The organism is Pseudobacter sp. (assembly GCF_051955275.1).
In the GTDB taxonomy this organism is placed as follows: Bacteria; Bacteroidota; Bacteroidia; order Chitinophagales; family Chitinophagaceae; genus Pseudobacter.
Genome location: NZ_JBQCGW010000026.1, coordinates 1 through 12,883 on the forward strand (window position 1 = coordinate 1; position 12,883 = coordinate 12,883).

At 46.4% G+C, this 12,883-nt stretch carries 10 protein-coding genes; 6 read left to right on the forward strand and 4 right to left on the reverse strand.

From position 1 onward, the window contains the following. Nucleotides 1-231: 231 nt before the first annotated feature. Both ACTHMC_RS03000 and ACTHMC_RS03005 read left to right on the forward strand, forming a co-directional pair. Nucleotides 232-1,068, forward strand: a complete 837-nt coding sequence (locus ACTHMC_RS03000; RefSeq protein WP_440410700.1) for a UDP-2,3-diacylglucosamine diphosphatase — start codon at nt 232-234, stop codon at nt 1,066-1,068. A gap of 16 nt (nt 1,069-1,084) precedes the next feature. Further along, nucleotides 1,085-2,119, forward strand: a complete 1,035-nt coding sequence (locus ACTHMC_RS03005) for a glycosyltransferase family protein (protein WP_440410702.1) — start codon at nt 1,085-1,087, stop codon at nt 2,117-2,119. 516 nt (nt 2,120-2,635) lie between these two features. Here ACTHMC_RS03005 and ACTHMC_RS03010 read toward each other — a convergent pair. From ACTHMC_RS03010 to ACTHMC_RS03025, 4 genes are all read right to left on the reverse strand, one after another. Continuing rightward, nucleotides 2,636-3,103: a hypothetical protein gene (locus ACTHMC_RS03010; RefSeq protein WP_440410704.1), complete on the reverse strand. Its 468-nt coding sequence runs from the start codon at nt 3,101-3,103 to the stop codon at nt 2,636-2,638. A gap of 78 nt (nt 3,104-3,181) precedes the next feature. Continuing rightward, the gene (locus ACTHMC_RS03015) at nt 3,182-4,615 is read right to left on the reverse strand and encodes a hypothetical protein (protein WP_440410706.1); all 1,434 of its coding nucleotides are present in this window, start codon (nt 4,613-4,615) and stop codon (nt 3,182-3,184) included. Between the two features lie 44 nt (nt 4,616-4,659). Continuing rightward, a complete protein-coding gene (locus ACTHMC_RS03020; protein ID WP_440410708.1) occupies nt 4,660-7,410 on the reverse strand; it encodes a TonB-dependent receptor domain-containing protein in 2,751 nt (916 codons plus the stop codon). Between the two features lie 202 nt (nt 7,411-7,612). Then, nucleotides 7,613-8,833: a porin gene (locus ACTHMC_RS03025; protein WP_440410710.1), complete on the reverse strand. Its 1,221-nt coding sequence runs from the start codon at nt 8,831-8,833 to the stop codon at nt 7,613-7,615. Between the two features lie 216 nt (nt 8,834-9,049). Here ACTHMC_RS03025 and ACTHMC_RS03030 point away from each other — a divergent pair, with 216 nt between their 5' ends. The 4 genes from ACTHMC_RS03030 to galE all read left to right on the forward strand — a co-directional run bounded on the left by ACTHMC_RS03030 (nt 9,050) and on the right by galE (nt 12,842). Further along, nucleotides 9,050-9,697, forward strand: a complete 648-nt coding sequence (locus tag ACTHMC_RS03030) for a DUF47 domain-containing protein (protein WP_164735392.1) — start codon at nt 9,050-9,052, stop codon at nt 9,695-9,697. Between the two features lie 11 nt (nt 9,698-9,708). Then, nucleotides 9,709-10,731 (forward strand): anion permease, encoded by a 1,023-nt coding sequence (locus ACTHMC_RS03035; protein ID WP_440410712.1) that lies wholly within the window; start codon nt 9,709-9,711, stop codon nt 10,729-10,731. Nucleotides 10,732-10,897: 166 nt separating this feature from the next. Continuing rightward, nucleotides 10,898-11,764: a glucose-1-phosphate thymidylyltransferase RfbA gene (gene rfbA, locus ACTHMC_RS03040; protein WP_440410713.1), complete on the forward strand. Its 867-nt coding sequence runs from the start codon at nt 10,898-10,900 to the stop codon at nt 11,762-11,764. A gap of 22 nt (nt 11,765-11,786) precedes the next feature. Continuing rightward, nucleotides 11,787-12,842, forward strand: coding sequence for a UDP-glucose 4-epimerase GalE (galE, locus tag ACTHMC_RS03045; protein ID WP_440410715.1), 1,056 nt, complete (start codon nt 11,787-11,789; stop codon nt 12,840-12,842). The last annotated feature ends 41 nt before the right edge of the window (nt 12,843-12,883 follow it).

The following is a 12,883-nucleotide window of genomic DNA, read 5'->3' on the forward strand; positions in this document are numbered from 1 at the left end:
TAGGTCTTCATTCATAAAAAAGCTGGATTAGCGATCTGCGAAATTAGCTATTCCTCCTCAATTGCAGTACGGGAGGGTCTTTCAGCCCTGTTAAAAACCTATTTGTTATACGGTTAATGGGTACCGGTAGCCAGCTGCTTAATATTCGCTTCACAATAACAACACAATTCCTTAACTGCAAATTTACACCAGGGTCAGCTAAGGTTAGGAATTTTGCTAAACCGCTCTCTAATGGAAAAAAGACCTGTTGATGTAGTAGTAATTTCGGATGTGCACCTCGGCACATATGGTTCACGGGCCAGGGAACTTGCAGCCTACCTCAAAAGTATCACTCCGAATATCCTTATCCTCAATGGAGATATTATCGACTGCTGGCAGTTCTCCAAACGCTACTTCCCCTCCGCACATATGGCAGTGATCAAAGAAGTGCTCAACATGATGATGCAGGGAACCAGGGTGTTTTACATCACAGGCAACCATGATGAGCAGATGCGCCGCTACTCCGACTTCCAGCTCAGCAACTTTACGCTTACAGACAAACTGGTGCTGGAGATAGATAATAAGATGACCTGGATCTTCCATGGAGATGTTTTCGACAATACCACCAAAGGCGGAGCCAAAATGCTGGCCAAGCTGGGAAGCAATGGTTATGCAGCCCTGATCCAGTTCAACCGCTTCGTGAACTGGGTGCTTAAAGCATTCGGCCGCGAGAAACTTTCCATCTCCAAAAAAGTAATGGCGGAAGTGAACAAAGGAGTGTTGCGTGTGAACGACTTTGAAACCATCGCCGCCGAGCTGGCCATCGATAAAAAATATGATTACGTGATCTGCGGCCATATTCACCAGCCACAGAAAAGAGTGATTAAAACAGAGAAAGGTGAAGTTACTTACCTCAACTCCGGCGACTGGGTGGAACACCTGACAGCGCTGGAATACAAGGAAGGCGAATGGAACATCTTCGAGTATGATGAAGCCAAATTCCAGCATGTACCGAATACCGACAAGCGCATGCCATTGAACGTTATTACAGACGAGATCAGCTTCTATATAAATTCACTCGCTATCTAATAAACAAACATTAAGAATGAAAATATTGTATTCAATACAGGCTACGGGAAACGGGCATATCAGCAGGGCCATGGAACTGCTGCCTTACCTGCGCAATTATGGTACAGTTGATATTTTCCTGAGCGGCGCTAACAGCACACTGCCGCTGGATGCAGAGATCAAATACCGTAGCCAGGGGCTGAGCCTTTTCTACACCTGCAAAGGCAGCCTGAATTACAGGAAGATCATGAGTAAGGTTTCCCCCTTCAGGATCATGAAAGAAATGAGGGACCTGCCGGTAGAAAAATACGACCTGGTATTGAACGATTTCGAATGCATCACCTCCCTCGCCTGTGCGCACAAGAAAGTTCCTTCCGTGAACTTCGGCCACCAGGCCAGTTTCATGAGCGCAAACACCCCAAGGCCTGAAAAGCCTAACAAGATCGGAGAATGGGTGCTGAAGAACTATGCAAAAGCCTCACAATATATCGGGCTGCATTTTGAGAGCTATGACGATTTCATCTTCTCTCCTGTGATCAAAGAAGAGATCCTGAAATCGGAAATCACCAATAAAGGACATATCACCGTCTACCTTCCTTCTTATTGCGATAACCAGCTGATGCAGTTCCTGCGCCCGTTTACCGATCATCGCTTTGAAGTATTCTCCAAAGAGGTGAAAGAAGTTAAAACGGAAGGGCATGTAACTTTTATTCCTGTTGGCAAAGAAGCTTTCAACAAAAGCCTGATCAGTTGCCATGGTATCGTTTGCGGCGCAGGTTTTGAAACACCTGCAGAAGCTTTGTACCTGAAGAAGAAAATGATTGCCATCCCCATTAAAGGTCAGTATGAGCAACTCTGTAATGCAGCAGCGTTGAAGAAGATCGGCGTAAGAACACCGGATAGCCTGGATGACGATTTCAACGATACTTTCCACAACTGGGTGAACGATCCTGTTACAGCAGGTGTGGAATACAAACACTCTACGGAAACCATCATCAATACACTGATGCACCGTTGCACCAATATGAGATACGAACTGGATATCCTCTATCCGGATCTCACTTTCAATTAACGGTTGCCTATATATTATTTCCTGCGATTATTTATTGGATTATTTCGGGGGCTGACCAGTTTTGGTCCGCCCATTTTTATTTCGCTGTGCCCAGTCGCTCGCTCATCCCCATGAGTGACTTCTATTCCGTCGCCTCCTGGCGACACGGTGCTCGCCGGAGGCGAGTGACTGGGCACAGCGAAATAAAGGGGCAATTGCGACAATAAAAAAAGCCGTCACGATAGAAATCGAACGGCGTTAGTCACATGAGAGGAAACCTCTCACTTAAGAAAAACATATAATGAGTTTGATAAAACTTTCAGCACTTAACAACGCGGCAGGACAAGGAAATGTTTGGCAACAGGACAGGGAATTTGATAAATCGCAATTGATGCGCACAAAAATGATCACCTCTATAATGATACATCAAAAGCAGCATCTGCTGCATGATTTGAGATTAAAATTAAGCAAGACTACCGGAAAGGGCAACAAAAATACCCAACTACCACAGTGAAGTTGCCGGTATGTGAATGATCGTTAGTTTTCGCTTTGCTGTGTACTGTCAGAGGCTACGGGCTCCTTTGACTGTTCCCTGTATTCAAGCAATTTCTTCTTCACGGTTTCACTTAACGGGAAGTGATACACTACTCCATTTTTGATATAACGCAGAAAATTACACTTATCATCAGGGTAGCCGAAGAAAATGGTATTGAAGATCTGGCCATTCTTAAAACAGTAGATCTTGCCATCTTTCGGGCATTTCGTTTCCTCCTGAACAGGGCCGCTTACATCGCTTGCCAGCGCATCGATGAAGGTTTTATCCGTAAGTGGAAGGTAAGTATACCAGCGCTGGTTTTCCGGCTGTTTAAAGTAAATAAGCTCTACACTGTCCGTAAGTTTCATATCCGGCATCAATGTCTCCCCGGTTACAACTGCGGGTTTGCTTTTACAGGCTATGGCGGCAATGATGATAACAGCAGCAAATATTGACAGGACCTTTTTCATGGTTCAAATTTAAGCAAACACCCTGGTTCAGTTGCCTGACCAGGGTGTTCTATTCCGAATGAGTAACTAAGATACTGATTAATATACATTGGTCTTCGGAGTGAAGCTGGCCCAACCAGCAGCCCAGTTGGTAGTTCCGAATGCACCACGGAAAGTGATAGCAGAGTTGAAGAAATTATCCAGACCAGTGAAGCTGGCGCCTGTGAGAACAGGAGAACCTGCCTTAGCTGTGAAGTTTGGATTGTTGAAATTGAAAGGATCGGTCAGTTGAGCATCATCACGTGTACCAGTGGTATTACCATCGATAACAGCCTTTGCAGTCAATTTAGCGATTGCATCGTCGATCATGGCAGTACGGTCACCAGAGGACATGGGGTTAGCAGGGTAACCGTTAGTCATGGCTCTTGCAGCAGCAGAGTCAACCAGGTAAGGTTTTGTAACTACACCGATGAAGTTATTCTTGAACTCGGAGTTGTTAGCGTTATAATAATCGTTGGCAGAACTGTTGCTTTCGATAGAGAAACCGGCTTTGATATGCGCCAGGAACACAGAGTTGCGAATCACAAAACGTGTAGCTCTCCTCCAACGCATGCTGTATCCATGGAAGGATGAAGCACCAGCCGGATCATATGGTCCTATCAGTGTGAGGTTGCTCAATACAGGCTTAGTGTAAGGAGTGGCTGCAGTACCGCTACCATCGTTATCACACTCGATACCGTTTGCCTGATCGATATCAGAAGGTTTATCGCGGAGAGACACAGCGTACTGGATCTTACCACCATAACCGAAGTCGAAATCATAGTCATCATCATATGTAGCATATGCGATGAGGTTTTTAGCATTTACAGTACCGCCGAAGAACTCGTAAGCGTCATCAGCACCATAAGAACACTGAATGTTTTCCAGGATAGTGCCAGAACCTACACCACCGCAGGTAAGGCCGTTGATCTCAGAACCTGGTTCAGCGGCAACGCCGGTGAACTCGATACGAACATAACGGAGAACACCTGAGTTATCGTCGTTCACTGTTCCACCATAAGGACGGTTTACACCACCTTCAATGATGGGAGCAGGAGAAGTAGGACGGTTGGTAGTTGCTCTACCCAGGAGGATGATACCACCCCAGTCGCCCTGAGCTCTTGAACCTACAGGATTACCGGAAGTGAAAACAATTGGCTCTTCAGCAGTTCCGTCTGCAATCAGTTTGGAACCTCTTTCGATGATGAGCGCTGCTTTTTCATTTGCATTTACTGCGCCAACGATCACAGAACCTTTGGCAATTGTGAGCGTAGCGTTGTTGTTCACATATACATATCCTTTCAGCGTGTACTTACCCTTTGGTAAAGAAAGGTCTTTGTCGATCGTACCAGTGATAACGGAATTGTCGTCGCCGCCGTTGTTACCACCACCATCGATGGTATCGCCGATGTTAACCTTAACGCAGGAAGAGATGGTTACCATGCACACAGCCAAGGCGCCAATTACGGTTCTGGCTTTATTTGCAAATTTCATATCTGTGAATTTAAATTTTACTTGTTGAGTTTATTAATGCTGAATTATGGGAGGAAGTCGTATGTTAATCCGATAGAGATGGTAGAACCTGGTTTGAATACGCTGAACACCCTGTCTACGCTCTTATTGTAAGTTTTCTTTGAGTCTACATTCTCATAGAACATCACTTTCTGATTCAGGATGTCGCCATAGCTGAGTTTCAGTTCCAGCCTGTTGTCTGCAAACTTCTTGGAGATCTGCAGGTCAATTACGTCTCTTGCGTTCTCGTAGATATGTGGCATTTCCAGCACGTCAGACCCAACCAGTGCGAGCCTGTTACCCACCCTGTTGTAAAGAAGGGTTGCATTCACCCCTGTAGAACGTGATGAGTATTGCAATCCACCATTGATCAGGTAAGGAGATTGCCCCTGGATCTGCCTGTTGCTTGAAGTAACTTTGCCGGCAGACTCGCTGTTGAAGCTAACTTCTGAGAAGATATAGGTAAAGTTGGCAAAGAGGCTGAAGTCGCTGAGCAGATCAGAGTTGCCACCCAGGAATTTCAGGTTCTTACGCAGTTCCAGTTCCACACCATAAGTATTTGCATCCTTTGCATTCTGGTAAGAGTAGTTCCTTCTTGCTGGAGTACTTTCGTTATTCAGGGTAAGTTCGATAGGATTCACGAACCTCTTGAAGAAACCGCCCAGGGTGATAGCTTCACCGGCACCGGGATAGATCTCATACCTGAGGTCAACATTGTAGATATCGGTCATCTTCAGATCCTTGTTGCCTACGATGCCATAGTATGCTTCATAGTCGAAGAAGGAGAAGTTGGCCAGCTCACGGAACTCAGGGCGTGATACCGTTTGTGAAGCAGATAAACGCACCAGGTTCTGGTTATTGATATTATAGGTGAGGTTCATGGAAGGAAGAACACTGTATTTCTCAGTATCAACCAGAGAACGCTTACCGGAAAGGTCTTTGGTGGTCATGAACTGCCTGAAATACTCCAGACGTGCACCAACGATCAGTCTCCAGTCATCACCCAGTTTATTATCAGACATGATGTAGCCGGCGTTCAGCGCAGAGGTACCCCAATACTTATCAGTGTTGTTGGTGAACTCATCCATTTTGAAACCGTTCATATTAATATGATCGCGGCTGAAGATCTGATCATAAGGAAGGGTTGCATAACTGCTGTTGAAATCATCAGCATCGGCTGGTGTTTCAATGTAACGGAAGATGCGGCTCTTGAAATCCCTGAACCTTACGATAGATGAACCACCAACTTTCAGGTTCTGTGTTTCGCCAAATGCTTTGTATGGCATGGTGACAGAAATGCTTCCGGAGAAGTTATGATCCTGCAGGTAAGAGTAGAAGCGACGGGTATCGTCCTGGTCCCAGAAGAACTGGCTGGATCCTTCGGGTTGCAGGTAAGCCACTGTACGCAGGTCCTCCTGGCGTTTGTTGTTGTAACCATACCCTGCATTCCAGTTAACTTTGATACCTTTCCAGGGAAGCTGGTGACTGCCCTCGAAGATACCGGTATAGAATGTACGCTGGCTGGGAATATTAGATACCAGGCCGATATTACCATTCCTGTCTGTATTCACACCAGAGCGCTGATAATAATTGTTTTCATATCCCTGGTTGAACAGGTTCTTGAAAGATATTTTATGCTTTCCTTTTACATAAGTGAAATTGGCCATGGCAGCGCCTGTAACGTTGTACTTGTTCTGCTTGTCGTTGAAGCCGGTCAGTAGTTGCAGTTTTTCAAACTGGTTCCTCTGAACATCGTACAGGTTCATAGCCTTTCTGTAGATCACAGACAATACAGTACCGAACTGTCCGCCATTGTTATAACGTTTGGCAGTACCGTAAGAGATATTGTAAGTCTGGATAGGTGCAGCATTGGACTGTTCCTGTTTATAAACATCATCCCTGAAACCTTTGGTGATCTCAACTTTCTCTGCATTGGAGAGGCCGTTGTACTTACCCCTGTTCTCCGGGAAGATGGAAGGCAGTTTTGCATCGCTCTGAAAACCGAGCCAGTCTGTGCTGCTGCGCTTGTTGCTGTAGAAGTCCTTGAAAGTAGAAATGGTATTGTAACCGAGAGAAGCGCCTACTGTAAGGAAATCTTTTGTAGGAATGTCTTTTGTGATAACCTGTACCAGGCCACCGGCAAACTCACCGGTAAGGTCAGGAGTAGCAGTTTTATTGATGATGATATTATCCACAACGTTGGAAGGGATCACATCAAAGGAGAAAGCTCTTTTATCAGGCTCAGAGCTGGGGAGCTGTGCACCGTTGATGAAAGAAGCATTGTAACGGTCACCCAGACCGCGAACGATCACAAACCTGTTATCCTGGATACTTGTTCCGCTCACGCGTTTCAGGATCTCACCTGTGTTCTTATCAGGTGTTCTCTTGATGAAGTCAGCAGCAAGTCCGCTTGATAATGAGGTGTTGTTCTTTTGCAGGTTGATCAGGGCGCTGGTGCTTTCCCGTCTTACAGAAGTTCTTACAACCACTTCGTCGAGCGTTTTGTTTTCGAGTACCACTGTAATGGTATTCTCTTCATCACGCTTAACTTCCAGATCATCCAAAACTTTGGTGTTGTACCCTGCACTTGATACTTTGATCGAGTATTTCTTTCCTGCTTCCAGATTAATGGAGAAGCGGCCTTCGATATCCGCAACGATGGTGCGGGCGTTACCCTCCACACTTACAGAGGCTCCCGGAAGTGCTTCATTTTTTGAGTTGATCACTCTTCCGTTGAGGCGGATGGTTTGAGCTGAGGCAAAGAGGGTCAATAACAAAAACGAGGTTAAAAAGTATAACTTTTTGCTCACAACAGTCTTTTTAATGTGCGGCAAAAGTATCTGCGAGCTGTTATCGGTATGTTACGCCAACATTACCGAATTGTTAAGCACTGTTTTTACCCGGTAAATTGCCTTCTGAATGTTACGTCAATGTTACGCGAGTATTTCCCGAATGTTATGTGATTCTATGAAACCCGCGTCAGAAGCGGAATTGCAAACGGCAGGTAAAAACATCGTCTTCCAGGTCATCTGTATAACCGTTCAGAGAGGTTGATTCATTTTTTATATGATCATACCATAAAAACAATTTCAGGTTCTGATTGATATAATGCACATACCCGAAACCGAGGGTGTTGTATCTGATGTCTGCGGGAGTAAGTTTCCTGTCTGGCTCACCGATCTGTTTTCCGCTCACCGAAGTATTGGGATCATACCAGTCATACTTGATCACCAGTTGGTGTGAGGTATTTACTATATGTTGCAGGAAGCAGATAAATGCGCCATCGAATTTTCTAACATAAAAAGGATCGTTGGTCAAACTGCCTGGCGTTTCTGAAGTTGCAGCTGTTGCAGTTTGCTTACCAAACCAGTATTCGCCACGCAGCTCCGTATTGCCCCATTTTGTTTTGAGCCTCCACTGCATGTCTGCTCCATGATATTGACGGGGCGCCTTGCTATCTATATTATCTGCAGAAGAGTCTACAACAAACTGTCTGCCCATCGGGCCCTCTCCTATTTTATATATGTATTTGGTGGGAGAAGCGAGGCCACCCTGCAAAGTGGAAATGCCGCCTGAGAGAAACAGCTTCTTAGTAATGGGGTAAGGCTTCAGTCCGATATGTGCAATGATATCTTTATAACTGTCGTATTCAGAAGGGCCGGTCATGCCCTGTCCGTTGAAAGCGCCCAGGTCCAGCTTAAGGTACCGGAGCGGATGATTTTTTACACGAGGAGAAAAAGAGACCATCGCACCGAGGTCACGTTCCGTTCTCATGAGGATCTGGCTCATGCGGCCACGCTCAGGGGCTTCCCGGTCTGAAGAAGAAAGGTTCAGTTCATAACCAAAAGGACGGGCAAACATACCACCGGTTACCATGAATAATTGCCATTTATTCTCAAACACCCTGCCCCAGAGGTCGCGGATATTCACCCCCCGCTCGGTACCGTCGAACTGAATAGCGAACTGAACGGTGGGCTGATCTTTTTCATTATAGTGGGCATAATCGAAACGGACCCGGCCCCGGCGAAGCATGAAACGGTTGTTGGAGCGGGGTGCAAAATCACCCCCGAAATACCCTTTAGCTCCCTTTTCCTGGGCCACCTGGAACTGCGGCTGCATATAACCGCCGATAACTAGGTGGTCAAACCGCTTGAACATTTGCAGCAGTCCCTTACCCATATCCTTGGAAGTGTCGATCATATCCATAAGAAATTGAGCATCAGCCTTTTGACATAAAATCAAAAGACCGGCCAACAAGGCTATCCTGGGGGTGCTTAACAATTTAATCATACAATGGTAACATTGGCTGCAAAGGTAGGCGGTCATTTTAAGGGCATTGTTAAGAAATTATTACCAATTCACCCTTTCTTAATCTCCGGTTTAATAGTTCTATTTTTGCCGCAAATTATAGATCAAATGGGCTTGAATTCAATCATGAAGATCTTTATGCCGAAGGATAAGATTTTCTATTCTTTGTTTGAACAGGTAGCACACACGGTTGCTAAAATGGGTAAGCTGATGAAGGAAGTGGTTACAGAACCGGACTTCGACAAAAGAGCAGCCATCATAGCACAGATAGAGGACCTGGAACATGTGAACGACGATTTCACGCACAAGATCTTCACTGAGCTCGGCCGTAATTTCATCACTCCTTTTGACCGTGAAGACATCCACTATCTGGCTACTGCCCTGGATGATATCGCTGATTATATCTTCTCTTCCGCCAAGAAGATCAACTTCTATAAAGTGAACCCGAATGACCAGGGCATCCAGAAAATGGCTGACCTGATCGAGCAGGGCTCCGAGCAGATCAAGAATGCCGTGATCGAGCTTCGTAATATGAAGAATATGCGCCGCATCACTGATGCACTGGTGAAGGTGAACAGCATCGAGAACCAGGCTGATGATATCTTCGATATGAGCATCGACCGTTTGTTTGAAACAGAACCAGACGCCAAAGAGGTGATCAAGAAAAGAGAGATCTACCAGGTGCTGGAGATCGTTACAGACAAATGTGAAGACGCAGCCAACGTGATCGAATCCATCATCATTAAATACGCATAACCTGAGCCTTTATGACTTTTCTGGTTATCATTATCATACTGGCGCTGGTTTTTGATTACATCAACGGATTCCATGATGCAGCCAACTCCATTGCCACCATCGTGTCCACGAAAGTACTGACGCCCTTCCAGGCTGTGCTGTGGGCAGCGGTTTTCAACTTCGCTGCCTTTTTTATTGCCAAATACTGGATCGGTGAGTTCAAGATCGGTAATTCGTTTGCAAAAAGTATCAATCCGGGCTTCATCACATTACCGGTGATCTTCTCTGCGCTGATAGCAGCCATCGCCTGGAACCTCCTTACCTGGTGGTTCGGTATCCCATCCTCTTCTTCCCATACCTTGCTGGGAGGCTTTATGGGAGCGGCACTGGCCCACGTAGGTCATTTTGCACAGGACGGCCATAGTGTGATCAACTACAGCGTGGTTATCCCCATCTTCTTATTCATTTTCGGTGCACCTTTTGTAGGTATGCTGGTCTCATTGATAATTACGCTGATAATAGTCAATATATGCCGGCGGGCCAATCCATATAAAGCCGATAGCTGGTTCAGAAGGCTGCAGCTGGTTTCTTCAGCCCTGTTCAGTCTCGGCCACGGCAGTAACGATGCACAGAAAGTTCTGGGTCTGATCGCCGCCGCCATGGTGGCCCAGGGTCAGATAGATAATATCAAGGCCGTTCCGGACTGGGTGCCGCTCGCCTGTTTCACTGCCATTGCCCTCGGTACCATGAGTGGTGGATGGAAGATCGTGAAAACGATGGGAAGCCGTATCACCAAAGTAACGCCGCTGGAAGGTGTTGCTGCTGAAACAGCCGGTGCCGCTACGCTTTTCATGACAGAGCACCTGGGTATTCCTGTAAGCACCACACATACCATCACTGGCGCTATCATTGGTGTGGGAGCAACCAAACGTTTGTCAGCCGTACGCTGGGGCGTTACCATCAACCTGCTCTGGGCCTGGATCCTAACCATTCCGGTAAGTGCTGTGCTGGCCGCCATTACATATTATATTACCAAGCTCGTTTTGCATTTATAACAGGGCCGGGCATTGAGCCCGCAGCCTTGAACAGGGGGCCTTTTTCACATCCGATACCGAAGTGAAGAAGGCCCCTTCTTTAATTTTACCTTCGGATTTTGGCGCTTTCTTGCTATTTTGAGCATTCATTCAGTCAATTGTATATTTAATAAAACTGCTTTATCAGATGAAAGGAATAATTCTGGCAGGAGGTTCCGGTACAAGACTTCACCCTATAACCTACGCAATCAGCAAACAGATCATGCCTATCTATGATAAGCCCATGATCTACTACCCGCTGTCTACCCTTATGCTTGCAGGCATCCGGGAAATTTTGATCATTTCCACTCCTTACGATCTTCCTCAATTCAAAAGATTGCTGGGCGATGGTCAGCAGTGGGGCCTCCAGTTTTCCTATGCAGAACAGGCCGTTCCGAATGGATTGGCACAGGCATTCGTGATCGGCGCCGAATTTATCGGCAATGATGCTGTAGCCCTCGTTCTGGGAGATAATATCTTCTATGGCGCAGGACTGGGTGAGCAACTCTCACGAAATACAAAACCTGAAGGAGGCATCGTATACGCTTACCATGTGAGCGATCCCGAACGTTACGGCGTGGTGGAATTCGATAAGGACAAAAAAGCGATTTCCATTGAAGAGAAACCCACCGCTCCCAAAAGCAATTACGCGGTCCCCGGCCTCTATTTCTACGACAATGAGGTGGTGAACATCGCTAAAGACCTGAAACCCAGCCCACGCGGGGAATATGAGATTACTGATGTAAATAAGGAATATCTTCGAAGAGGAAATCTCCAGGTTTCCATCCTCGACAGGGGCACGGCCTGGCTGGATACCGGTACTTTCGATTCACTGATGCAGGCATCCCTGTTTGTGCAGGTGATAGAACAAAGACAGGGCATCAAGATCGCCTGCCTCGAAGAGATCGCGTACCGCAAAGGTTTCATCAACAGGGAACAACTGGAAACCCTGGCCAAACCACTGCTGAAAAGCGGCTATGGCCAATATCTCATGAACGTATTAAAAGAACAATAAACACCACTACTATTCATTACCAATGAGCAAAATACTTGTTACCGGCGGTTGTGGCTATATCGGCTCTCATACAATCGTTGATCTGGTTGAGAACGGCTTTGAAGTGATCTCTGTAGACAATAACTCAAGATCCACTCCCCGCATTCTCGAAGGCATCGAAAAGATCACCGGTAAAAAAATCAAAAACTATAAAGTTGATCTCTGCAATTTCGATGACACGTTTGCGATCTTCCAGGAGAACAGCGATATCTCCGGCATCATTCACTTTGCAGCTTACAAAGCAGTAGGCGAATCTGTTGAGCAGCCCCTGATGTATTTCGAGAACAATCTCGTTTCACTCATCAACCTGCTGAAATGCGTGCAGGAGTTCAACATCCCGCATTTTGTGTTCTCTTCTTCCTGTACCGTATACGGAAATCCTGATGTGATACCGGTTACAGAGAGCACGCCTCCCAAGCCTGCGGAATCTCCTTATGGCTATACCAAGCAGATGGGAGAGCAGATCATCAACGAATTTTCAAAAACAGCCAGCGCCCAGTGTGTGCTTCTCCGTTATTTCAACCCGGTAGGTGCACACCCGTCCATCCTTATCGGTGAGCTGCCCATCGGAAGGCCTGCCAACCTGATCCCCGCGATCACGCAGACCGCTATCGGCAAACTCCCGCAGATGACCGTTCATGGCGCTGATTATGATACGCGTGACGGCAGCTGCGTGCGTGACTTCATCCATGTAAGTGATATCGCCCATGCCCATACGCTGTCTATCCAGTACCTGATCGATGGAAAGAATTCCAAGCGCTGTGAAGTCTTCAACCTTGGTACCGGCAATGGTGTTACCGTGCTGGAAGCCATCAGGGCATTTGAGAAAGTAAGCGGCGTGAAGCTGAACTATACCATCGGCCCCCGCCGTTCAGGTGATGTGATTGCCATCTATGCCAATAATGATTATGCCGTTACGTCCCTGGGATGGACAATCAAATATGGCCTGGAAGACATGATGTCTACCGCCTGGAAATGGGAACAAAGGCTGAAGCTGGACGAAAAATTCTACCAGAGCAAGCCGGTTGACCTGAATTAACCAGACTTTCCTTTACTTTGCACCACCAAATTCATCTCATG

What these genes read in the sequence shown, in the direction of transcription:
- ACTHMC_RS03010 (WP_440410704.1), bottom strand. Translation starts at nt 3,103, where the DNA reads ATGAAAAAGGTCCTGTCAATATTTGCTGCTGTTATCATCATTGCCGCC.
- ACTHMC_RS03005 (WP_440410702.1), top strand. Translation starts at nt 1,085, where the DNA reads ATGAAAATATTGTATTCAATACAGGCTACGGGAAACGGGCATATCAGC.
- ACTHMC_RS03030 (WP_164735392.1), top strand. Translation starts at nt 9,050, where the DNA reads ATGGGCTTGAATTCAATCATGAAGATCTTTATGCCGAAGGATAAGATT.
- ACTHMC_RS03035 (WP_440410712.1), top strand. Translation starts at nt 9,709, where the DNA reads ATGACTTTTCTGGTTATCATTATCATACTGGCGCTGGTTTTTGATTAC.
- galE (WP_440410715.1), top strand. Translation starts at nt 11,787, where the DNA reads ATGAGCAAAATACTTGTTACCGGCGGTTGTGGCTATATCGGCTCTCAT.
- ACTHMC_RS03000 (WP_440410700.1), top strand. Translation starts at nt 232, where the DNA reads ATGGAAAAAAGACCTGTTGATGTAGTAGTAATTTCGGATGTGCACCTC.
- ACTHMC_RS03015 (WP_440410706.1), bottom strand. Translation starts at nt 4,615, where the DNA reads ATGAAATTTGCAAATAAAGCCAGAACCGTAATTGGCGCCTTGGCTGTG.
- ACTHMC_RS03025 (WP_440410710.1), bottom strand. Translation starts at nt 8,833, where the DNA reads ATGATCGACACTTCCAAGGATATGGGTAAGGGACTGCTGCAAATGTTC.
- rfbA (WP_440410713.1), top strand. Translation starts at nt 10,898, where the DNA reads ATGAAAGGAATAATTCTGGCAGGAGGTTCCGGTACAAGACTTCACCCT.